This is a genomic window from Bacteroides cellulolyticus, assembly GCF_025567135.1.
Taxonomy (GTDB): domain Bacteria; phylum Bacteroidota; class Bacteroidia; order Bacteroidales; family Bacteroidaceae; genus Phocaeicola; species Phocaeicola cellulolyticus.
In genome coordinates, this window is sequence record NZ_JAOQJJ010000002.1 from 220,809 (window position 1) to 246,171 (window position 25,363).

The following is a 25,363-nucleotide window of genomic DNA, read 5'->3' on the forward strand; positions in this document are numbered from 1 at the left end:
CAGATATTTCTTCTTTTGGCTTTTATTCTGTTACAAAACGTATTCCTGTAGTGTATTGACCGGCTTCAAATTGAGATTTTTTGTTGCCGTTCTTGTCGTACACATATACGTCGTTCAACGCTCCGTATGGCTGGTTTATTATGTACACATCTTCTGTCTCAGGGTCAACAGCTATACCGCCTGGGTTTGGTATGTCGCTGAATTTTACGAATTCTGTCTCTTTACTGGTCTTGATATCATATACGAAACACTTTGCTCTTTCCGGCAGATGGAACTCAGAGTAGAGAATATACATCTTGTCGCCATTGTTGGCTATGTATGAAGCGTTGCATAGTTCCTCAACCTGATATGTATCTGGATTTATACGTTGCATAGTTCCGTAGATATAATCCTCCTCTTCTAGTCCTTCAGATCCGGCATAGTTACCATTTGATACAATATACACAAATCCGTCGCTACCCACAATGCTTTGCGTATAAGGATTAAGCAAAACTGTAATATCCTCGACTTTGGTCATGGTCTTTGCATCTACTACCGCAACTGTATTTCCCATACCATATCCGGAGATATTTACGAAGATTTTTCCCTTGGTGTATGACAATCCCTCCGGATAATCCCCTACATTTACAGAAGAAACTATTTCTTGAGACAGGGTATCAAGTTTGGAAACAGTACCGTCGTATGCAGTAAAGAATACAAATCCGTCGCCTGCTGTGGCAAATCTTGGTTGCAGAGGTTTATTGTCGGACGTTGTAAGTGGCATGCTTTTTATTATTTTTCCTTCCTTGTCCAGTATCTCTATTTTTGAAGAAGTGGTGCTTACTGCATATAGTTTAGAGCCATAAACACATAAGTCCTGAAGGTCACCTATTCCTTTGCCGTTACTTGCTGCATAAATATCAGATGACGCTGTGCCTTTGTCTATATCGTACCATTGTATTGAACCGTCATTGGCACCCCAGTTGCCAGTGTTAATTATGTATGCTCCTGTGGTGATTACAGGTTTTTCTGTTCCACCATCAATTCCCGGTTCATCGTTATTACATGATGTCATTGCAGTGATAAGAAACATAGCTGCTGTAAGATAAATGAATTTCAATTTCATAATGTTCTGTTTTTATTTGTTGTTGTTTAATGATTTAATATTCTTATTCATAGAGTTTTATCTGTTATAGAATATAACTCAGTGATACTTTATAGTTTCTTCCCGGCATAGGATAAAATCTTATGACCTCATAGTTTTTTCCGCTCAGATTTAATGCATCCAGCTGAATCTTGAATTTGTGCTTTTTCCAGGAAAAAAATCTGTATGCCGATAAGCTATGATCGGAATATGGCTCAATACGGTACGAAGGAAGGTTTTGTGCCAGAGTATATCTCTCAGAAGCAAAGGTTACATTATATGTAATATTCACCCATGGGTTCTCTATTGTGAGACTTCCTCCTCCTGAATGTTTTGGAGTATATACAATCTGGTTTCTCCATGTTTTTGATTCAGGGTCGGTTATATCCTCTGCCTGGATAAAGTTATAGTTAGCTGTGATATAAAGGTTTATTTTGTCTGTCAGACTGTATTCCGATGATATGTTTATGTCTGTTCCTATAGTCTCAACTTTACCGACATTCATCATTTTCCACACAAACATGGTGGGAACTGCAACAATCTTGTCGTTGACCTTATTATAATATACATCAGCTGAAAGGCTAAGGAATCTGAATCGTCTGTTAGAGTCCGATCTATTGTATGTCACTCCGAAGTTTCCCTGTCGTGTGGTTTCCGGACGAAGATTGGTATTCCCTATAAGGAGATAATACAGGTCGTTGAATGTAGGAGTTCTGAATATATCCTTATACGAGGCTCTTATCCTTAATCCGTGCTGACGTAAAGGTTTCCACGATATACTGACCGCAGGAGACAGACGTTTCCTGTCATTTGCAGCTTTACCTATCTTCACATTCTCTGTTATGTATGTGTTGAGCAGTGAAGCCGAAGCTGAGAAGTTGGTACGTTCATATCTGGCAGCCAAAGCACTCAGTACAGTAAATCTTTCAGGAAACTGGCAATCTCTCAGGTTAGTGTACAGATAATTATATGCAAAATCCTGTGCAAATGAGAAAGAAAGATTTTTTATCGGACTGCCCATTACGGTGGCTGACAGATAGGTCTCTGTCTGTCTGTATCGGTCGTCTGTTATTCCGGATGACTTGTCGTTATAGTCTCTATTCCAACTGTAGTTGAATTTTCCAAGTACCTGCATTTTCAACCGTTTATTCCATCTGTTTTCGTAACGCACTTGTCCGAAGTAGTTTCTATCGTACAGTCTTTCAGCAGAATAAGGATTGTCGTAAACCACACTTCCCGGCAGTCCTCTTTCTGAGTCAAATAGGTATGCTTTTACTTGTAGGTCTTGTTTGGAGGTAATGGATGAGTACAGATTTGCTTCTGCTCTGTAAGAACGTATGTCGCTGTTGTTCCTTTTTGCATCAATCAGTTGGTTTCCGTTCCATAATTTAAATCTGTAGTTACCGTCGGCTTGCAGATAATCTCCATAAAATGAAAGACCAGTTTTATTGGTTATTTTATGGCTATACATTACAGAGGGATTAATCAAACCATATGAGCCGGTTTTGAAGGAAGCGTTAATACTGTATTTACCTTTTTCTATGTCAGGTGTTATAGTCTTTATGTTGAGAACTCCTGCCGAGGCAAAAGCTTTTGCACTTTGATATATATCATCAGTCTGACCAATTGTAAGAGAAAGTTCTGATACATTACTCAGAGAGTACCTTGAAATATCAACTTGTCCAGACTGGCAGTCGCTTATGCTTACTCCATCGTATATAACTCCTGTATGCTGTGCTCCCATACTTCTTATGGAAACAGTTTTCAGTCCTCCTATACCTCCGTAGTCTTTTACATTAACTCCCGAAAAGTGTTTTACGGCTTCGGCTACATCATACACTCCCATACGCTCCAGCTCTGATTTTTTCAGTATCTGAAGCGGTGACGTTGCCATTAAGGCTGATGGAGTCTTTCTCGCACTGATAGTAACGTCCGGAATTTGGTGTATCCTACCGGTGATGCTGTCTGTGTTGTTCTTCTGTGCCATAGATACCATTATCGGACATAAAAACAGTACAGTTACAGCGTACCTGTGGACAACATAATTCAGTTTGCCCATTTCTTACTCAATAAGTATCTTACAAAAATTACATGTATCCGCATCATTCTTTCCTCGAGAATGCTGTGGTATGATTTCTTGTTTTGCAGGTCTTCTGACTTACTCCGGATGGCTTTACCTTCCCGTCATCAAGTTTGACAGTGGTTAAACAGATATTAAGCTATCCTTATTCTGTGGAGATTACAGCAGCGGGACTGTCCGGGATTTTCACCCGATTCCCTTTTCATCCTCATCCTGTAAATAGGCATATTGGAACAAAACATTGCAAATATATGAAAAAAACGGAAAATTGAAAATCATTTATTTTATTTTCGCATTTTTACTATATATGGAATGCAATCTTCAGATACTATGAGTAATTAGATGATGTGTCAATATAATATAAATCCAGCGATGCCGCAGAGTATGATAAGAAGTATAGGATTGACTTTATATTTGTGTGAAGCGATGAACACTGAAGCGAAAATCGCTATGCTCGTTATTATGCTGTAAGTGTCCGAACCAAAATTCTCGGTATTCATCAGTACAAGGGCTGCAGATGCTAAAAGTCCCACTACTCCTGGGCGTAGCCCGTCGAATACAGAAGCCACTACAGGGTGTTTCTGATATTTCAAAAAGAATTTGCTTATCAATATCATCAGGATGAATGAAGGCAAGACTACAGAACATGTTGCTATGGCAGAACCTAAAACGCCTATTCCATGAGAGTAGCCGGCATTAACTACAGCTGTATAACCAACGTATGTGGCAGAGTTTATACCGATAGGACCGGGTGTCATCTGGCTGATGGCAACTATATCTGTGAATTCAGAAGAACTGAGCCAGTCATGACGTGTCACAACTTCACCTTGTATCATGGACAACATTGCATAGCCTCCGCCGAATCCGAAGAGACCTATCTTGAAGAATGTATAGAATAGTTGTAGGAATATCATGTTGTAAATTAAAAATTAAAAGTTAATAATTAAGAATTTGGGTGTGGCTTTTACTGACTTTCAACTCTCTGTCATTTGCTTTTATCCTCAGTTTTTCTTTTATATCGCCCGTAAATATATCCGCCAAGTCCTGACAGAATAATTACGTAGATAGGCGAGAAGCCGAGCAGCCATATAAGCAGTGCAGATACTGCCGGAATCCATATATTGTATCTGTTGATACGTGCGGTTTTAGCCATTTTGAAAGTAGGTGCGGCAATTAATGCCACTACTCCGGGACGTATGCCCTTGAATACTCTTTCAACAGGCTCCAGATGCTGGAACTGCCTGAAGAATAGTGCAATGGCCAGTATTATCAGAAATGATGGCATGATTGTTCCTAAAGCCATGAAGAATGCTCCCCAGAATTTACGCAGTTTATACCCTATGAATATTGCGATGTTGACGGCGAATATTCCCGGAACTGTTTGCGACAATGCCATGAGGTCAAGGAATTCTTCTTTTTTTATCCATTTCCTTTTATCAACTATTTCCGCTTCAATCAGTGGAACCATGGCATAACCGCCTCCTATTGTGAATAGTCCTATTCGGAAGAATATTGTAAAATAATTTAGATATATCATGTCGTTAATTAAGAACTAGCTTATTTCTCTGTTTTTAGTTATTAACTGATTTCATATAATCTCTAGGAGGAACACCGTAATATTTTTTGAATGTATCTGCGAAATATTTCGGGTCGGCAAATCCGAGCATGTCTGAAACCTCTGATACGGTATATTCCTTTGTTTTCAGTAATATGGCAGCTTCCTGCATACGTATGTTCCTGATAAGCTCGGCTGGAGGTTCACCTGTAAGTGCTTTGATCTTGTTGTAGAAACTTGTACGGCTCATGTTTACGGCTGCACATAAGGTATCCACATTCAGACCTTTTCCAAGTCCTTCTTTTATAAGTCCGGTCACTTTACGGATAAACTCTTCGTCAAGTGTGGAAATCATTTCCGGCACGTCATTTTCTTCTGATGATATAGAATTCTCGTCCGTATCTTCTTTTTGTTGTGGCAGGGATACTATAAGTTCCTGAAGCCTTTTCCTTATCAGGTCTCTGTTTTCAAGAACATTGCTGATATTGGCTTTCAGAAGGGTTATGTCGAACGGTTTTACTATATACAGGTCTGCTTTAGTCTTCAGACCGTCAATAATATCCTTCTTTTCGCCAAGGGCAGTAAGCATAATGAACGGTATATGACTGGTTGCCATATTACCTTTTACTGCTCTACATAGTTCGTATCCGTTCATTATAGGCATCATTACATCCGATATAATCAGATCCGGTTGTTTCTTTCTTATTGTGTCAAGGGCCTCTTTGCCGTTTTCTGCACCGGATGTGTGGTATGTGTCTGCCAACGATTGCATCAGGAAGTTTCTCAACACATCGTTATCTTCTACAATTAGAATGTGCGGAGCATTCTCCGGGATATTATTCTCCGTTTGTGTGACAGTGGATTTTGTCTGCTGGTCTTCTTGTGAAGCTATGGTGTATGCCCATCCTTCCTGTATGTTTGCTTCATTCCATTCTTCCGGATTTTCATCACGATATATGTATTTTCTGCTTCTGATAGGGAACGACAAATGGAAGCTTGTACCGGAATTCTCTTCACTGGTGAACGATATGCGTCCTTCATGGTTGCGTATTAGCCTCCATGTCAGAAGCATTCCGATACCTGAACCGGTGATAAGCTGGTTTGTTGCGTTCTGTCCTCTGAACATATATCTGAACATCTTCTTCCTGTCTTTTTTAGGTATTCCTATACCGGTGTCGGTTATGTCGATATTCCAGTTCTTTTTATTATGTGATGCATTTATGTCCACATATCCACCCTTGGGAGTATATTTAATGGCGTTCGATATAAGGTTCCTTAATATCGAATCCATTTTGTTACGGTCTATCCACACTTCCAGCTCATTGAAATCGCTTTCGTATTTCAAAGTAACCTCCTGTTGCTCAGCATAGTTTTTGAACTGTTGAAGATACTCTTTAAGATATGAATTAAGTTCATATTTTTTTACGCTGACTTGCGGACTGTAAAGCTCCTCTTTCTGGAAGTTCATCAGTTTGTTCGCCAGTTCCGAAAGGTTGTCTGTGTTTTGTAGAGCCAGGTTTATGTTCATGGTACTTTCGGACGAAAGCTTCTCTTTTTTCAGAATTTCTCCCAAAGGCGCTTTTATAAGTGTAAGTGGTGTACGTATGTCGTGAGCCGTATGTATAAAGAAATTTATTTTCTCCTGCGATATACGTCTGTCTTTCTTTATCATCTTATATCTGTAAAGTGAAAATGCCGCTCCGAATATTAATACTATATAAAGCATTATGGCCCATGAAGTAAGCCATATAGGACTTTTAATGATAATACTGATGTTTCTCTCTTCCAGCAATTGGTTGTTGTCCAGAAGTATTGCTCTTATTCTTAGTCTGTATTCTCCAGGTGATATGTTAGTATATCTTATCATTCCATCTTCACTGGGACTGCTCCACTCGTCGAAGAAGCCTTCCAGTTTCCAGGTATAATAGATGTTTGACGGATTGTCGTAGTTGACAGAAGATACGTTTATTGAGAAGGTATTCTGATTGAATTCCAACTCCAGGATTGATGTCTCGTCAAGCAGTTTTTTCAATGGCGAACCTTTTTCGCCCGGGTATGCAGGCTTGTACATTATGCTAAGGTTGTCAAGAACCATATGAGAAGAAAATTTCTCAGGCAGTTTCATACTGTCAGCAAGTACAATTGCTCCGTCATTACTACCTAATATAATCTCTCCATATCCAGTGTTTACGGCAGCCCCCTGGTTGAAGTTATATGCTGAAAGGCCCTGTTCCCCTGTCCAGTTTGTAAACATTTTGTCCTTGATGCTGAATAGGGAAATTCCGTTTTCTGTTCCCAGAACTATGTCGCCATATTTGTTTTCTACCAGACTGTAAATGTTGTTTGTAATAAGGCTACAGTTTGCAGTAGTATAATGTTTTACCTCTCCTGAAATATTGTCTATGATGAAAAGTCCGTTGCCGTACGTTCCTACGAATGTATAGCTCCCATCCCGAGTAATGCATATGGAATTTACACACCCGGTTTCTTCTTCTGTTCTGAATTTTTCCAGCTTTTCTTCAGGCTTACTGAAAATGTACAGTCCGTCTATTGTTCCTATCCATAATGACTTTTTGTCTTTTTCCTTTATGCATGTTATCGGATATGTTGATGGATACATGCTTGTACGTTTATTTTGAGGATCATACATCCTTAGGCTTTGGAAGCCACCTCCCCAAAGTATATTGTCAGAGTCGCGAATTATGCTTCTTATATATTTGTCAGGTGTTTCGTCATTATCAGGTGACAGTCTGATTGCATAGTCGGCTGTTTGGCTATTTTTGTTTATTCGGTATATTCCTGACATATATCCTCCTGCCAGTATCTCTCCCGTTTTGTATTCGCATAAAGACGTAAATATATGGTTATCATTCTTCGAATCTTTAGCAAATGATGACAGATAGTTTATCCATTTCTTTGCCGAGCGGTCAAAGCAGCTTATACCATTGCTGGTAGCAAACCATACATCGCCATCCGAATCGGTCATAATGGCATTAATTCTGTTGTCTATTAGTGAATTACTATTGTCTTTGGAGTGTCTGATCCATTCGTATGGCTGATATTTTTCTGTATATACAGTGATACCGGTAGGGTAAATTACATTCCATATACGTCCGTCATGATCAATGCATAAGTCCTTGACAATGCTTCCATTCATTCTGTTCTGTCTGGAATAGTCCTCTGTAAGGAAGCTGGCGAAAGTTCTGTCCTTCAGGTTCAGCTTATAAACTCCGTCTCCGTCTGTTGCTATCAGAACTTCACATCCGGAACTGCCATACGGCTTTATTGTATTTATGCTTACGTCTGTCAATACTTTACCTACATTATGTAGAATGGCTTTATCCGTATCATAAAGGTATAATCCATTTATAAGGGAGTTTATAATCAGATATCCGGTTTCTTTGTGGTAATAAATGTAATCTATCAATCCAACCTCATCCAAGCCATAGTTTTCTTTAGAATATGTGCCGGAAGGTGTTCTCTTGATTTTGTAAATATGTCTTTTTGACGCCAGAAAGTATTCACCGGGATTTTCATCCTGTGCTATGTATGAAATATCCTCATTTAGCAGATTGGTAATACATGAAGTGCTGTCTTTCTCCGTATTGTAAATAACAATATCTTTATCGCAAGTCATTAATATTTCATTATGACCAAAATATATGGCAGATACGGGTAGATCCTTGTATTGCGGATATGTCTGTTTCATGTCGAATACAAGACGAAATGAATCTCTCATCTCCTCGTATTTATATATGTATCCATCTTTTCCCGCTTCCCATAGTTTGTTCTCGGCGTCGGTGGCAAGTTGATTAAGGTTTGGATAGAAGTTTACTGTATTGTTATTTCTCGTCAGTTGGTAGTGCTTGAAATTCTTTCCGTCGAATCTGTCCACACCTTTGTGTGTCAGAATCCACATATATCCCTGATTTCCTTGGCATATAGATAGGACACGTCGGCTGCTGAGGCCGTCTTTCATGTCAATGTATTTGTATATTTGAGTGTATGAATTTAATATACATGAGAATAATATGATAAATGTAAGGACAATTCTATAAAACATGGCATTATGAAGTTATACATTGCAAATGTCGCTAAAAATGATTGGAAATCAAAATAAAACGAAAAAAAGGTTTTCCCGATTTTACCCGGGAAAACCTTTTTGATATTATTAATAACAAAATGTTACGTATTATTTCTTGTTTGCTTCAACCCATTTGCGAGCATTTACGAATGCCTCCATCCATGGAGTAATCTGGTCTTCACCAAGACGTTCTGCTGGATAATAAGCATTTTCCCATGGGAAGCAAGCTCTTTCAAGGTGTGGCATCATTGCAAGATGACGTCCGTCCTGTGAAGCGATACCTGCTACGCTGTAGTCTGAACCGTTAGGATTACCAGGATATTCATCGTATGAATACTTCAGAACTACATTATAGTGGTCTTCAGGATAAGGCAATGAGAACTTACCTTCTCCGTGAGCTACCCAGATACCGAGCTTAGAACCGCTCAATGAGCCGAACATTACGCTGCGGTTCATAGGAACTGTCACGCCAAGGAAGTTAGATTCAAACTTGTGTGAGTCGTTATGAAGCATCTTGCCTTTCTTCTTGTCTTCAGGAGTGATAAGTCCGAGTTCCATCATCAGCTGGCAACCGTTACATACACCGAGTGACAATGTATCCTGGCGTGCGTAGAAGTTGTCAAGAGCTGCTTTAGCTTTAGGATTGAACAGGAAGCTACCGGCCCATCCCTTAGCAGAACCAAGAACGTCAGAGTTAGAGAAACCACCGCAGAATACAATCATGTTGATGTCTTCCAATGTTTCGCGACCACTTACAAGGTCAGTCATTGTAACGTCCTTAACGTCGAATCCTGCAAGGTAAAGCATGTATGCCATTTCACGTTCACCGTTAGTACCTTTCTCGCGGATGATAGCAGCCTTGATACCGCTTGGAGTACGACGGTCAGGATCAAGTCCGAACTGAGAAAGCTTACCTGTGAATGAAGGGTTGAATGCAAATTCAACAGGCTGCTGTTTGTAGTTTTCGAAACGCTTCTTGGCACATCCGTTCATGCTCTGATGACGATCCATCAGGTATGAAGTAGAATACCATACGTCGCGCAGATAGTCGATACCGAACTGGTAAGTTGCACCATCCTTAGAAACGAGGATATGACGTTCTTCTGTCGGTTTACCAAGTTTCACGAAGCCAACGCCTGCATCTTCAAGAATCTTCTTGACTTCAGCTTTGTTCTTATCTGCTACCTGTATAACGATACCCGGATTTTCTGCAAACAGAATCTTGACAATATCATCACATTTAATCTTGTCAAGTTCGATTTCCATACCGCCTTCTGTGTTAGCGAAACACATTTCAAGCAATGTAGTGATAAGACCACCGGCAGAAATATCGTGACCTGCAAGAATCAGTCCCTTGTTGATAAGTTCCTGAACTGCGAGGAATGCATCGCGGAAGTATTCTGGGTTCTGTACTGTAGGAACATCGCTACCTACCTTGTTGAGGCTTTGAGCAAAAGCAGAACCTCCAAGACGCAACTGGTCGAAACTGAAGTCTATATGATAGAATGTAGATTTTTCCTTATTAACCATAACAGGAGAAACCACCTTCTTCACGTCGCTTACTTCACCACCTGCAGAAACGATTACTGTTCCCGGGCTGATAATCTTTTCTCCGTTAGGATATTTCTGAGTCATTGACAATGAGTCCTTACCTGTAGGAACGTTTATCTGAAGTGAGCAGCAGAAGTCAGACAAAGCCTTCACAGCTGTATAAAGTCTTGCATCTTCACCTTCCTGTGAGCGGCAAGGCCACATCCAGTTGGCAGAAAGAGAAATGCTGTCCATACCGTCTGCCAAAGGAGCCCATACAAGGTTTGTCAGAGCTTCAGAAACGGCAAGAACAGAACCTGCAGCAGGATCTGCAAGTGCAGCCTGAGGAGCGTGACCGATAGCTGTTGCGATACCGGCATTTCCACGATAGTCGAGAGCTACCACACCACAGTCACTCAATGGCAACTGAAGTTCACCCTGACACTGCTGACGTGCAATCTTACCTGTTACCGAACGGTCAACCTTATTTGTCAACCAGTCCTTACAAGCTACAGCTTCAAGCTGAAGAACAGTTCTAACGTATTCGTTCAGTTTTGCCGCATCGTATGATACATTTTCATATTTACGTTCTACGGTCTTGTCAACCATATATGTCTTAGGAGAAGAACCGAACATTTGGTCAACAGCCAGGTCGAATGGACGGACGCCGTCAGCCTGTTCGAATACGAAACGGTGGTCGCCTGTAGTTTCACCTACAACGTACATAGGAGCACGTTCGCGTTCAGCAATCTTTCTTACGTGGTCAATAGCCTTTTCATCGATAAGCAATCCCATACGTTCCTGAGATTCGTTTGCGATGATTTCCTTAGCAGAAAGAGTTTCGTCACCGATAGGAAGCTTGTCCATGTGGATAAGACCACCGCAATCTTCTACAAGCTCAGACAGACAGTTCACGTGACCTGCCGAACCGTGGTCGTGGATAGAAACGATAGGGTTTTCATCTTCTTCACAAAGTGAACGAACCACGTTGTAAGCACGTTTCTGCATTTCCGCGTTTGCACGCTGTACGGCGTTAAGCTCGATTCCAGAAGAATAACGTCCTGTCTCAACAGAAGATACAGAACCACCACCAAGACCGATACGATAGTTGTCACCACCAAGAACCACAACTTCGTTACCAGCTTCAGGGCTACCCTTCAAGCAGTCACGCTGAGTACCGTAACCTACACCACCGGCAAGCATGATAACCTTGTCGTAAGCATACTTTTCGTTGTTTTCCTGATGTTCGAATGTAAGTACAGAACCACAGATAAGCGGCTGACCGAACTTGTTACCGAAGTCAGAAGCACCGTTTGAAGCCTTGATAAGAATCTGTTCCGGAGTCTGATACAACCACTGGCGTACAGGAAGAATGTTTTCCCATTCGCGTCCTTCTTCCGAACGAGGATAAGAAGTCATGTAAACGGCTGTACCGGCGATAGGCCATGAACCTTTACCACCACCCATACGGTCGCGGATTTCACCACCTGTACCAGTTGATGCACCGTTGAACGGTTCTACAGTAGTAGGGAAGTTATGAGTCTCAGCTTTCAGTGAGATAACAGTCTTGATATCTTTGATTACGAAATAATCAGAAGTAGAGTGATCTTTCGGAGCGAACTGTTCCACAACAGGACCTTCAGCGAATGCTACATTATCCTTATATGCTGAAATAATCTTGTTAGGATTTTCGTTTGTTGTTTTCTTGATCATCTGGAAGAGTGATGATTCCATTTCCTGTCCGTCGATGATGAAAGTACCACCGAATATTTTGTGACGGCAGTGTTCTGAGTTGATTTGTGCGAAACCGAACACCTCTGAGTCGGTAAGCTTGCGTCCCAGGTCTTTTTCCACTTTAAGCAGATAGTCCATTTCCTCGCGTGAGAGAGCCAGACCTTCCTGCTCGTTATATTCTTCCAGGTTTTCTATGTAAATAATAGGTTGCGGTTTGATATTCACATCAAATATTTCCTGATTCAAGCCTTTGTACATACGCTGAAGCATAGGGTCGTATTCAGCGTTTTCATCTTTTACAGGGAAATATTCCTCTATACGGCGTATTCCGCTTATACCCATGTTCTGAGTGATCTCTACGGCATTCGTACTCCATGGAGTAATCATTTCTCGGCGTGGACCGATGAAGCATCCTTTCAGGTTATCTTCAGTCTCTACAGTTGCGTCACTGTAAAGCCAGCATAACTTTTTGATGTCTTCAGCATTCAATTCCTGACTGCATGAAGTAGCAATCACGCTTTTACTAGGGGTTCTGAAAAATAGAATCATAACATTTATATTGTTTTTGAGTTTAAAGACATTCTGTAATTGTAAAACAAATAAAAAACATATATAATATGTTGCAAAGGTACATAAAAGCCTGTTTTTACGAAAGAAAATCTACATGAATTATAGGTACTTTCGCAAAAAAGTCACATCTTTGCACTATGAATTGGTTAGAGCAAGTTACTATACTGGATTTATTGGTAAAGGGTTTTGTTATTGGGGTAGTGGTTTCGGCACCACTCGGACCCGTTGGCGTTCTTTGTATTCAGCGAACACTGAATAAGGGACGTTGGTTCGGTTTTGTAACTGGTCTTGGCGCTGCATTGAGCGATATAGGCTATTCATTGATAACGGGTTACGGCATGAGCTTTATGGATGAGCTTATTATCAAGCACCAGACTTTGTTGCAGATAGTAGGTAGTATAATGCTTCTGGCTTTCGGTATCTATACATTCAGAAGTAACCCTGTAAAAGCTTTGCGTCCGGTTTCCGGTAAACGCGGTTCATATCTTCATAATTTCATCACAGCATTTTTTGTTACATTATCCAATCCTCTGATTATATTTCTTTTTGTAGGTCTTTTTGCAAGATTTTCATTTGTCATGCCAGGAAGTCCTGTCGGTTTTCAGTTGGTTGGATATCTGGCTATCGTGTTAGGTGCTCTGACATGGTGGTTCAGCATTACATATTTCGTTAATAAAGTTCGTAATCATTTCAATGTCCGTGGCATTTGGATTTTAAACCGTGTTATTGGTATCATTGTAATAGTAGCCTCTATAGTAGGCTTGGTTTTGGCATTATTAGGAAATTCATTATATTGATATATGTATATATCTCAACAGTTAAAACAGCAGAATATAGCTGAATATCTGCTTTATATGTGGCAGATAGAAGATTTGCTTCGTGCGTATCATTTTGATATGGACAGGATAAAGAAGGATATAGTCGATCCATATCCTGTGTCGGAAGAACAGAAAGCGACACTGTTCCAATGGTATAAGGATCTTGCAAACATGATGCACGACGAGGGTGTGATGGAGAAAGGTCATGTCCAGATAAACAAGAATATAATAGTCTGGCTTACAGACCTGCATTTGCAATTGCTCCGCTCTCCTAAATATCCATATTATAGTGCAGCATATTATAAGGCCCTTCCTTTTATTGTAGAACTTAGGGCAAAAGGTGCGGATAAGGATGTTCCGGAGCTGGAAACATGTTTTGATGCCATGTATGGCGTACTTATGCTGAAACTTCAGAAAAAGGAAATAAGCGAGGAAACACAGAAAGCCATTAAAGTGATAAGCGACCTTCTGGCTATTCTTGCCGATTATTATATAAAAGATAAGAAAGGAGAATTGGAGTTATGAAAAATATACTCGTGACAGGCGCCAACGGTCAGCTTGGAAATGAAATGCGTATCCTGTCGGAATCATATCTACAGTACAGATACTTTTTCACTGATGTGGCAGAACTTGACATTTGCAATGAGCAGGCTGTAATGAATTATGCAATGTCGAACAATATAGATATTATTGTCAATTGTGCGGCATATACTGCAGTGGATAAGGCAGAAGATAATGTTGAACTTTGTAGGATGCTTAACCAGCAGGCTCCAGGCTTCCTTGCCAAGGCTGCAAAAGCAAGAAACGGATACCTTATTCAGGTGTCAACCGATTATGTATTCGACGGAACGGCACATATTCCATACCGTGAGGATGAAGAGACATGCCCAAACTCTGTTTACGGTGTGACCAAACTTGGCGGAGAACAGGAAGCATTCAAGTATTGTCCTGAAACAATGGTTATAAGGACCGCATGGCTGTATTCTTCTTTCGGAAATAATTTCGTAAAGACAATGATGCGTCTGGGAAGGGAAAGAGATACATTGGGCGTTATATTCGACCAGATAGGAACTCCTACATATGCCCGCGACCTAGCTGTGGCAATATTTGCAGCCATAAACAAGGGAATAGTTCCTGGAGTATATCATTTCAGCAACGAAGGTGTATGCTCATGGTATGATTTTACCAAGGCAATTCATGCTATTGCAGGCATTCAGGGATGCAATGTTAAACCGCTTCATACAGAGGATTATCCTACAAAGGCTACACGTCCTCATTATTCTGTGCTTGACAAGACCAAGATTAAGGAGACTTACGGGATAGAGATACCATATTGGATGGACAGTCTCAAGGAATGTATGGAGATATTAATGAAATAAAGATTTAAAAGACGAGTTGTTAGATATTAGTTCTTAGTTTTTAGATCTAACAACTGACAACCAACGACTAACAACTAAATAATATATGAATCAGGAAATAGAAAGAAGACGTACGTTTGCCATTATCGCCCATCCTGATGCCGGAAAGACATCGTTGACAGAAAAACTCTTGCTTTTCGGAGGTCAGATTCAGGTAGCCGGTGCGGTAAAATCAAACAAAATCAAGAAAACAGCTACATCCGACTGGATGGACATCGAAAAGCAGCGTGGTATTTCCGTAACCACATCTGTGATGGAGTTCGACTATAACGACTATAAGGTTAATATCCTTGATACTCCGGGTCACCAGGACTTTGCCGAAGACACTTACCGTACACTTACTGCTGTGGATAGTGTAATCATCGTTGTTGATGGTGCGAAAGGTGTGGAAACCCAGACAAGAAAACTGATGGAAGTGTGCCGTATGCGTAACACTCCGGTTATCATCTTTGTCAACAAGATGGACCGCGAAGCCAAGGACCCGTTCGATTTGCTTGACGAGCTTGAAGAAGAACTTGTTATCCAGGTACGTCCTCTTACATGGCCTATCGAGAGTGGACCACGTTTCCGCGGTGTATATAATATATATGAACAGAAACTGAACCTTTTCCAGCCTTCTAAGCAGGTTGTAACAGAGAAGGTAGAGGTAGATATCAATACAGAGGAACTGGACAATCATATAGGTCATGATCTTGCAGACAAACTCCGCGGCGAGCTTGAACTGATTGATGGAGTATATCCTGAATTCAATGTAGAAGAATATCTTAAAGGTGATGTAGCTCCTGTGTTCTTCGGTTCTGCGCTCAACAACTTCGGTGTTCAGGAATTGCTCGACTGCTTCGTAGAGATTGCTCCTAGTCCTCGTCCTGTTACAGCTGTAGAACGTACTGTAAATCCGGATGAGCCTAAGTTTACAGGATTTATTTTCAAGATAACGGCCAATATCGACCCTAACCACCGTTCTTGTGTGGCATTCTGTAAGGTATGTTCAGGCAAGTTTACCCGTAACACCCCTTATCTGCATGTACGTCACAACAAGACAATGCGTTTCTCTTCGCCTACACAGTTCATGGCACAGCGTAAGACTACAGTGGATGAGGCTTGGGCAGGAGATATCATCGGTTTGCCGGACAACGGAACATTCAAGATTGGTGACACACTGACTGAAGGTGAAAACCTTCATTTCAAAGGTCTCCCAAGCTTCTCTCCTGAGATGTTCAAATATATAGAGAATGCCGATCCGATGAAGACAAAACAGCTCAACAAGGGTATCGACCAGCTTATGGACGAAGGTGTGGCACAGCTTTTTGTCAACCAGTTCAACGGCCGCAAGATTATTGGTACTGTAGGTCAGTTGCAGTTTGAGGTAATCCAGTATCGTTTGGAAAATGAATATAATGCCAAATGTCGTTGGGAGCCTGTAAGTCTTTATAAGGCTTGCTGGATAGAAAGTGATGATCCGGAAGAGCTTGAGGCATTCAAGAAACGTAAATACCAGTATATGGCAAAAGACCGTGATGGAAGAGATGTGTTCCTGACAGACAGTGGATATGTACTGCAGATGGCACAGATGGATTTCAAACACATCAAGTTCCACTTTACTTCTGAATTCTGATTAAAATTTTAATATAAAAAAAGCCGCTTCAAAAGCGGCTTTTTTTATATCCGTTCTTGTGAGTAATTTTTACCCATAAACAATCCTATTCCACAATATTGTGTATAAAATTACACATCTATATTTATTCCGGTTTAAAATCTGAAAATCTGAATTTTGATTTAATGTATTGGTTATTAATTTGTTATATGTGGTGTAAACTTTTTGGCATGCACTTTGCACTTAATTCTACGAAAACTAAACTAATTGTCTAACATTTAAAACTATTGAATTATGAAAAAAGTATTTTTTGCATTAGCATTGGTAATGGGATTAGGAACAACAGTTGCATTCGCTTCAAGTTTTTCATCACCTGAAGTTACTGTAGTAACAAATGTAAACGATTTTAAACCTATAGAAATCAAGGATCTTCCTAAGGCAGTTCAGGAAGTATTGGCAAAAAGTTATAAGGACTTTACTGTTAAATCTGCAGCAGTTGAAGTTTCAGAAGACGGAACAGCTGTTTATCAGGTAACTCTGGTTGATGCCGAAGGTGAAGAAGGTGTTGTTTTGTTCAATGAAAAAGGCGAAGTACTTGAATAACCTTGGTAGAGTTATAAATCAGTTTTGATTGATGAACTTTTTTGTGATGTGAATTAAATTGTCTCATCTTTTTTAATAGAATTTTTTGCTGTTTATTTCCTTTTAGAAAGCACTGAAAAAAGCGTGCGCACATTTGATCTAAAGCGTGCGCACGCTTTGTTTCGAATGAACGCCCGTTTTAAGTGAAACGTGCGCACGCTTAAAATATGCTTTTTGGGTAGCTCTCATTGCAGTGTCGGATTTTATAGCTAACTTTGTATGATAACTTATTTCGAATAAAAAAACATGTCCGAAACCCAGCTATTGTCCGATATATTGAACGATTCCCCATGCGCGGAACTTTTGCGTTTGCGCAACAGGGAGATTATTGTATTGTTTCTGTACGAAACATTCTATAAGCACAGAGAGCCTGTGGCATATGATTCACTGAAAATGCGACTTTCAGATTATCTTTCTTCCATTAATCTGGAAAAGGATGAGGAGAACGATATAAATGTGTTCGACTCATACGATGAGAAAGCATACAAGTATATTCAGAAATGGACGGACAAAGGTTTTCTCCGCAATTATCAGGAAGAAAGCGGCGAGGTGTTCTATGAGCTTTCGTCGTATTCCAGCAAGGTGATAGACTGGCTTCTCAGTTTGAAGAAGGATGAATTTGTGGGAACGGAGTCGAAGTTTATGAACCTTTACGGACAGATAAAGGAACTTGTTGAGTTTACCAACGAGGATCCTGAAGAACGTATCCGAATGCTTGAGCAGAAAAAGTTGGAGATAGAGCATCAGATCCAGAGTCTTAGAGCAGGCGAGTCGGCAATGGTCTATGAAGACTATCAGGTACTTCCACGTTTCCGAGACATTACCCGTACGGCAAAGGAACTTCTTTCCGATTTCAAGGAAGTGGAAGACAATTTCAAGTCCATTACAAAATCCATATATCAGAAACATGCCGAGGGAGACGTTTCGAAAGGTGATATCCTTGGATATACGTTCGATGCACTTGACAAGCTTCAGCAGAGTTCGCAGGGAAAAAGTTTCTATGCTTTTTGGGATTTCCTTATGACACCATCCATGCAGGACGCATGGGATAATATGGTTGACGATTTGTATCATTCCATCGATCCGTCGCAGATCCGTCAGGAAGATATGTTCCTGAAAAATATGAAGCAGTATCTTTATAACAGCGGAAAGAAAGTATATCAGGCAAACGACAAGATGGCTGAAAAGTTGAGCCGTATCATCTGCGAAAACAATAATTCTCAGTCGGCTGCATCGAAACGTGTTATTCAGGATATACAGTCGGTACTACTTCAGTTGGCAAGCCAGAATATAAAACCCGATGTGTCGCTCGAACTGGAGACTATACCGGAAATATCCATGCCGATAGAGAGAAAGCTTACTCTTGAAAAGACTGACGATGTGAACTATAACAATGTGATAGAAATAGCAAGTGCGGACATTGCCGAGGCAGAACATGCCGACAAGCTTTTTGTAAGTCATGGAGTGGATCGTTCGATACTCAAACAAAGAATTCACGATTCATTGAAGCGTCGCAAGCAGGTTTCTCTGTCCGACGTGGTAGAGGAGAGTGGAGGACTGGAAAAAGGACTGGCAGAGCTGTTCGGATATATCAGTGTGATACGCGGATTCAGACATACCATTAATGCCGACCGTACACAAACAATACCGTTTAACAGCGAGTTGAAGAAATCAATAGTAATACCGGAAATTATTATCTTAAAATGAATATAGATTCTATAATAGCACCTTACGGACGTACCGTAGTACGCCTGCTTAAAGGTCCCGTAGAGGTAACAGACACGAACGCATGGGAGGACATCCTTAACTATCAGTCGGAGATAAACAAGTATCTCGCAAATATTGGTATAGAGCTGATAGTGAAGCGCGATGAAGGTTTTGCATATATCAAGCAGATAGTGGATGATGAGGATAGGACCACAGGACTTATTCCTCGCCAGCAGCTTGGTTTCGAAATATCGGTGATTCTGATTATCTTAAGGCAGATGCTTGAAGAGTTCGATAGCAATATGGACGAACTGTATGCTACAGAGCGTTTTGTCAGTGCCGACGAGTTGAAGGAGCGAATAGAGATATTCCTTCCGGAGCGTTTCAACAGAGTGAAGTTACTCAGCGAGATAGACACATATATCAACCGTATAGTGTCGCTGGGATATCTGAAACTGATAAAGCGAGACAATGTGAATACATACCAGATTCACAGAATAATTAAAGAGAAAGTAACATTGGACAAACTACAAGAATTTAAGGATAAACTGCAAGAATATGTTGAGTCTGTTTAGTACCGGTTCCGATACGTCGGGATTTCGTTTGAAATACATGGAGATATACAACTGGGGAACATTTCACGAAAGGATTTTCCGCATGGAGCCCCAGGGAAACAATGCCCTGCTTACGGGAGCAAACGCTTCGGGAAAGAGTACCATAATAGATGCTCTACTCACTCTGATGGTACCTGCCAAGAAGGACAGGTTCTATAACCAGTCGTCGGGAGTGGAGAAGAAAGGTAACCGAACAGAGGAGACATACGTTCTTGGTAATTATGGAAATATTCAGCGCGAAGGCGAAAGCGGTGCAAGCACACAGTCATTGCGCGACCATTCGGCATACTCTGTGCTTCTTGCCACTTTTACCAATACCGATACCCGTGTGGTTACGGTGTTTCAGGTACGTTGGTTTTCGGGCGGAGAGTTAAGACGTACCTTCGGTCTGGCTCATTGCGAACTGGATATAAAGACTGACTTCCAACCGTTCGACGGAAAGGGTATGTGGCGCCGGCGTCTGGAAAGCTCGCATAAGGGGAACCGCACGATGGTGGAATTCTTCGAAGGACCTGTAGGCTATGCCGACCGTATCACACAGCTTTTCGGTATGCGTTCCGTCAAGGCTCTTTCATTGTTCAATCAGATAGTGGGTGTGAAGGTACTAGACGACCTCGATGATTTTATCCGTACCAATATGCTTGAAGAGCAGCATGCTGAGTCGCAGTATATAATGCTTAAAGACAGCTTCAAGACTCTGATGGAGGCAAAGACCAATATCGAAAAGGCTGGAAAACAGATTGAGTTACTTACACCTATATCAGAATATGCAGACGAGATAAAAGAATATGCCCAGAAAATCAAGCAACTTTCCATGGACAGGGAAAGCATTGATTACTGGTTTGCCCGTAAGACTATAGAACTGGGTAAGGAACGTGTGGATTCTTTGGAACAGGAGCAGGAACGTCTTGAAAAAGAGGAAAAGAAACTTCGTGACGACGAAGACAGAATGCGTCAGGACGAACGTTCCATAGCCCTTGCCATAGAGAATGATGAAGTGGGCATGAAGATAAAGGAAATGGAGCAGGAGATCAAGCGCCTGGAAGAACTCCGTGATGAGCGCGTGTCTCGTATGGATGAATATAACTCGGTGGCATCTGTGTTGTCGCTCACTACTGACCCCGACAAGGATACTTTCATAAGTCAGCGTGACTCTGTGTCAGGACGTCTGGAAAGCATGAATGCCGGTATAGAGCAGAAAATCAGAGAGACTATAACTTTCGAAAATGAAAGAAAAGAAATAGGTCAAAGAATAGATGAGTATATCAAGACCATCGAATCTCTTAAGAAGAACAAGAACAATATTTCAGGACGTGAGTCGGAGATACGCGAAATGATACTCGAACATACCGGAGCCACAAAGGATGAGATACCTTTCATCGGTGAGCTGATAAGGGTAAATCCTGCCGAAATGGAGTGGGAGGGTGCCATTGAGAAAATCCTTCACAACTTTGCCCTGCATCTGCTTGTGCCTGACCAGTATTATCATGAGGTAAACAAGTTCTTGAATTCCAACGATCTGAAAGGAAGGATTACTTATTACCGCTATCGTACTTACAACTCGCTTGCAGGTATGGAAACATTTACAGCTGACGATGCCAGACTGCTCGACAAGATTGAAATACGTCCCGACTCTGAATATGAGGAGTGGATACGCGATACCATATTCAATAAATACAACTATGCGTGCGTGGAAAATCTTGAGGAGTTCGAACGCTATCAGGAGAAGGCTGTTACGCGTGAGGGGCTTATTAAGTTCTCACATGACAGGCATGAGAAGGACGACCGTCCTCAGGTAGTGAGCAAGGCAAATTATATCCTCGGATGGGATAATCAGGACAAGATATCCCTGCTTCAACATGAGATAAAGGAACTTCAGGAGAAAGACATAGAGCTGATGGCCAAGCTGAATGATATAAATTCCGAGAAACAGAAATTCCAGTATGACTACGACATGAGCAAGAAACTGGTGGATATGTTTAAGGACTTCGATGCCGTAAACTGGAAAGAATACGCCACACGTCTGCAGGAGAAACTTTCCGACAAGGCTGAATTGGAAAAGAACAATAATACCATACAGGCTCTTCAGAAACAGTTGGAGCAGGTACGTCAGGCAATACGTAAGATTTCGCTGGAAGAGATACGCGACAAGGTGAGCCAGATTTCGGATATAAAATCCAATATAAAGGAAACGAAAAATGAGATGGAAGAATGTCAGAAGGCTATTTCATCAATGCGTTCTATTCTTCTTTCCGACTTTGAGCAGGCTTATGAAGAACTGAAGAACTGTACATACGAAGATCTTGATAAGGAATACAAGTCATTCATCAGCCGTAATGACCGCGAACGTAATAAACTGTTTAATAAGAAGCGTGAGGCGGAAGACAAGGCGAAGAACCATATCCGTGATTTCAAATATCCTTCGGAATATATTACAGAGAAGTTCAAGGACTGGCGTTCGGACGTTAATGCCTTGCCTGATGCTGACAATATCGACCTTATAGACGAGTATCAGGAAATGTTGTACCGTCTGCAGAGGGAAAACCTGCCGAAATATGAAAAGCAGTTCGACAATTATCTGCAGAAAACGCTTACCGACAAGGTGGGTGATTTCCGTATGTTCTTCATCAACTGGAAGAGTGCGATAGATGACAATATACGTATGCTGAACGAATCACTTCATGGTATTGATTACCGCAAGCAGCCGGCTACCTATATTCAGTTGGTTATGCAGACCAGGATAAATGAAGAAGTCAGAGAGTTCCGCCGTCTGATGGATGAGGCTATGCCTAATGTGCAGAAAATCAATTCTACGATAGACGGGCGTAAGATACATTTCCGCGACCATATCCAGCCGTTTATGGAACGTCTGGAAAATGAGGACTGGAGAAACAGAGTGATGGATGTGCGTTCATGGTTCACTTATAAGGCAGAGGAATTCAACCGTAATACAGGAAATAAGGAAACAACATACGAAAACATGGGACACTTGTCGGGAGGAGAGAAAGCGCAGCTCACTTATACCATCCTCGGTTCTGCCATTGCATACCAGTTCGGTTTGACAAAGAGCGGAATGCAGGACAATTCATTCCGTTTCATTGCCATCGACGAAGCTTTCAAGGCGCAGGACGAGGATAAGGCACGCTATCTGATAGACCTTTGCAAGCAGCTTCATCTGCAGCTCCTTGTGGTTACTCCTAACGATAATATACATATCGTAGAGAATGACATCTCGTATGTGTATTTCGTAGAGCGTAAGGAAGAAAAGACCTCATGGCTTTACAGTATGCCTATAGAGCAGTGGAGGGCAGAAAAGAATCCGGGAACATTGTTCTGATGATTCATTTTTTATAAAACTAAAAAACTGTGTTCGCAAGCAAAATCTGACTTGCTTGCGGACACAGTTTTATATTGTATATTCTTTACTGAAAATTTATTGTGGCTGTGCAGGTATTTCCTTTAACATAGCTTTCAATAATGAATATTCATGGCTGAGTGTGACATCTGTTGCAAGGTCCCAGCTCATCATACCTGCCATGCCTTGTTCCATAGTATATCTTGTCTTCTCACGTATGGCATCTGCTCCATCATATATGAATAATTTTCCTTTGTAAGTCACTTCGTTTTGAGACGTTGAGGTTACAAGATTGTTTTGCACAAAGTTCCAATAAGCTTCAGTACTTTTTGTGCCATCTTTAGTAACTCCATAGAAAGGTACTCCCATTACAATTTTATCTTTAGGGAATCCCCAGGCCAGTACAGCTTGTGCATCAGCTTTGAACTGTGATATTGGGAAACGGTTTGGTGATGGACCGTATGCCTGTATTGAGATGAAATCTACAACTTTGGCTGCTTCTAGTGACATCTTATATGAAACTGGATGTAATGAAACGCTGAATGTATAATCGTAGCCGATAGCGCTTCTTACAGCTATAACTGTCTGATTGTATGTGTTGAAAGCACCTTCGTTGTTTGCAGGCCATTCAAAATCCAGATCTACACCATCAAGATTATATGTTTCCAATACATTTTTCACGTTATTGGCAAACTTTTGTCTGGCGGCTGGAGAATCACACATGACTTGCCATCCACCAGATGCTATACCGATACGTAATTTTATTCCAGGATTAAGTTTGGTACGTAAATCATTCAGAATAGTGACCCATGTATGATTATCCTTTCCAGGATTTTCTTTGTCGAATGTCCAATAGGCCTGAGTCTTGCAAATATTCCAGCTTTTATATGATAGTTTTCCTTCGGCATTCATTATAGTTCTGATGTCTCCGCCTCCAAGAGGTAGGAAGTTGAAATAAGCTTCGTCGATATATCCCTTCAGACCTTTACCTAATTTAGTTTCTGTCTGCATGAAAGGAAGTTCGTTTACGCTAATAGTACCACTTGTTGCAGATGCGTCATCACCGTTTACATATAGGCGCAAAGTACCTTTATTGCCATATGTCATAGCTATGTGTATCCATTTCCCTGGTACTATATTACTGTTGCTGAGTGTTGCTGTCTGGTCGTTTATTCTGAAAATTAAATTACCTTCTGTCTCGCCAAGTGTAAGTGAAGTCCTGTTGTTTCCGCTACTTGCTGCCTTGGAAAAGAGAGTTGCACCAGAAGTCCATTCGTCTAGATATATCCATGTAGCAAATGTAAACTGGTTGACACCTTTTGTCGCAGAGTTCAGAAGACCGTGTCCTGCGTTCATTTCTCCTGTTCCGTCAAAATGCATAACCCCTTTCTTTCCGTTGAATTCATCAGTTGCTGTAACACCACTTTCTGTGAAAGTAGCTGTGTTATCAGGAGTTTCAAAATAAATGTCACCGTTTGCGTATGGGCTTGCTGTCATGAATATCAGGTCATTACATGCATTCATACTTTCTGTATAGACGCGATCGGTTTCATAGAAGTTTGGTCTGACGTATGAACTGATAATCTTTTGAGGAGCAATTTCAGTAGTGTTGCCGTCTTCCCAGTTATCTATTTCAGGTTTGAACTCAATAATTTCCATGTTGGTTATATTGTCACCGTTGATTGTCGCGGTGTAGTTGTAACGGAATCCAGGTTTCCATCCTCCTTCACCTGGTGATGCCAGTTCTAATTCAAATGATTTTGTTGCTTCTTGTGACATGCCGCCTCCAGATATGCTGGCTGTAAATGAAACTGTTACTTTTGATGTTTCGTCAGTAGGAAGTTGCTGTGGAATTACAAGCTTGAATTGCGAAGCCTTGCTTGATGTTTCGCCTGCCAGATTTGCAATGTCATCATAAGTATAGGCTACATCTGCTTCTGCATTACCATCCCATTTGATGTTACCATCCTCGTAGATACCTGTTGCAGTTTTTATAGCTTTCTTGATTTTTATATCTCGTATAGCCAGTGTATAATTTTTTAGTTCTGTATTAAAAGTGAAGCCGACCTGGCTCAGCATGTGGCTGAATGATAATGAAACAGGGGTAGAAGGTATGCCGGAGACTGCATCTGCTGAACTTACTGCAGCAACCAGATCCTTGTCGTCACTAGGTGTATAATTAGGAAAAGTCAGTTTTTGTGATGTGGCGTCGTAGCTGGCATCTATGATTTGTCCAGCTTCGCCGTCTGCATAAGCACCGAAGCGGTAGTAATTTCCCGTATGCCAGTAATAGGTGCTGGTATTAAGTTCATTGTTGAAAATTTGACCGTCAAAAGACGTATTGTCTGTACAGTATTTCCCGAAAACATAGAAATTATTCAATGTTTTCACTTCTGTTACAGCTCTTGTCGTATTGCCTACAAATGCATCGAAACCAATTGTGTGCATGTCTGCCACTTTCAGCACTTCGTTGGTACAACTTGCCAAAGTCATTGCAGCCATACCCATCAAAAATAAATTCTTTTTCACGATAAAAATA

Annotated in this window: 15 protein-coding genes and 1 riboswitch; of the genes, 8 read left to right on the forward strand and 7 right to left on the reverse strand. The window is 41.0% G+C overall.

Features of this window, described 5'->3' with window-relative positions:
* Positions 1-22 precede the first annotated feature (22 nt).
* The 6 genes from OCV82_RS04145 to purL all read right to left on the reverse strand — a co-directional run bounded on the left by OCV82_RS04145 (position 23) and on the right by purL (position 12,655).
* Positions 23-1,105, reverse strand: a complete 1,083-nt coding sequence (locus tag OCV82_RS04145) for a YncE family protein (protein ID WP_154043252.1) — start codon at positions 1,103-1,105, stop codon at positions 23-25.
* Positions 1,106-1,169: 64 nt separating this feature from the next.
* Entirely contained in the window at positions 1,170-3,182 is a 2,013-nt protein-coding gene (locus OCV82_RS04150; protein ID WP_154043253.1) for a TonB-dependent receptor plug domain-containing protein, read from the reverse strand.
* Positions 3,183-3,249: 67 nt separating this feature from the next.
* Positions 3,250-3,457: riboswitch (cobalamin riboswitch) on the reverse strand.
* Positions 3,458-3,553: 96 nt separating this feature from the next.
* Positions 3,554-4,117, reverse strand: a complete 564-nt coding sequence (locus OCV82_RS04155; RefSeq protein ID WP_154043254.1) for a chromate transporter — start codon at positions 4,115-4,117, stop codon at positions 3,554-3,556.
* Positions 4,118-4,188: 71 nt separating this feature from the next.
* Positions 4,189-4,740: a chromate transporter gene (locus OCV82_RS04160; protein ID WP_154043255.1), complete on the reverse strand. Its 552-nt coding sequence runs from the start codon at positions 4,738-4,740 to the stop codon at positions 4,189-4,191.
* A 34-nt stretch (positions 4,741-4,774) separates the two neighbouring features.
* Positions 4,775-8,737, reverse strand: a complete 3,963-nt coding sequence (locus tag OCV82_RS04165; RefSeq protein WP_262542908.1) for a hybrid sensor histidine kinase/response regulator transcription factor — start codon at positions 8,735-8,737, stop codon at positions 4,775-4,777.
* Positions 8,738-8,950: 213 nt separating this feature from the next.
* Positions 8,951-12,655 carry a phosphoribosylformylglycinamidine synthase gene (gene purL / locus OCV82_RS04170; RefSeq protein ID WP_154043257.1) on the reverse strand — a complete coding sequence of 1,235 codons (3,705 nt, stop codon included), beginning with the start codon at positions 12,653-12,655 and terminating at the stop codon, positions 8,951-8,953.
* 158 nt (positions 12,656-12,813) lie between these two features.
* On the opposite strand from purL, the gene OCV82_RS04175 reads away from it, so the two are divergent.
* The 8 genes from OCV82_RS04175 (at position 12,814) to OCV82_RS04210 (ending at position 22,806) form a co-directional block, all read left to right on the forward strand.
* Positions 12,814-13,473, forward strand: a complete 660-nt coding sequence (locus OCV82_RS04175) for a LysE family translocator (protein ID WP_154043258.1) — start codon at positions 12,814-12,816, stop codon at positions 13,471-13,473.
* A 3-nt stretch (positions 13,474-13,476) separates the two neighbouring features.
* Entirely contained in the window at positions 13,477-14,019 is a 543-nt protein-coding gene (locus tag OCV82_RS04180) for a DUF4924 family protein (RefSeq protein ID WP_154043259.1), read from the forward strand.
* Entirely contained in the window at positions 14,016-14,873 is an 858-nt protein-coding gene (gene rfbD / locus OCV82_RS04185; protein ID WP_154043260.1) for a dTDP-4-dehydrorhamnose reductase, read from the forward strand. The genes OCV82_RS04180 and rfbD overlap by 4 nt, the downstream gene beginning before the upstream one ends.
* A gap of 85 nt (positions 14,874-14,958) precedes the next feature.
* Positions 14,959-16,527: a peptide chain release factor 3 gene (locus OCV82_RS04190; RefSeq protein WP_154043261.1), complete on the forward strand. Its 1,569-nt coding sequence runs from the start codon at positions 14,959-14,961 to the stop codon at positions 16,525-16,527.
* 273 nt (positions 16,528-16,800) lie between these two features.
* Complete coding sequence (locus OCV82_RS04195) at positions 16,801-17,109, forward strand: hypothetical protein (protein WP_154043262.1); 309 nt, start codon at positions 16,801-16,803, stop codon at positions 17,107-17,109.
* A 285-nt stretch (positions 17,110-17,394) separates the two neighbouring features.
* A complete protein-coding gene (locus OCV82_RS04200) occupies positions 17,395-18,855 on the forward strand; it encodes a DUF3375 domain-containing protein (RefSeq protein WP_154043263.1) in 1,461 nt (486 codons plus the stop codon).
* Positions 18,852-19,430 carry a DUF4194 domain-containing protein gene (locus tag OCV82_RS04205; RefSeq protein WP_154043264.1) on the forward strand — a complete coding sequence of 193 codons (579 nt, stop codon included), beginning with the start codon at positions 18,852-18,854 and terminating at the stop codon, positions 19,428-19,430. Before OCV82_RS04200 ends, OCV82_RS04205 begins: the two co-directional genes overlap by 4 nt.
* Positions 19,414-22,806 (forward strand): ATP-binding protein, encoded by a 3,393-nt coding sequence (locus OCV82_RS04210; protein WP_154043265.1) that lies wholly within the window; start codon positions 19,414-19,416, stop codon positions 22,804-22,806. The genes OCV82_RS04205 and OCV82_RS04210 overlap by 17 nt, the downstream gene beginning before the upstream one ends.
* Positions 22,807-22,902: 96 nt before the next feature.
* On the opposite strand, the gene OCV82_RS04215 is transcribed toward OCV82_RS04210, so the two are convergent.
* Positions 22,903-25,353, reverse strand: a complete 2,451-nt coding sequence (locus tag OCV82_RS04215) for a glycosyl hydrolase family 18 protein (RefSeq protein ID WP_154043266.1) — start codon at positions 25,351-25,353, stop codon at positions 22,903-22,905.
* Positions 25,354-25,363: the final 10 nt, after the last annotated feature.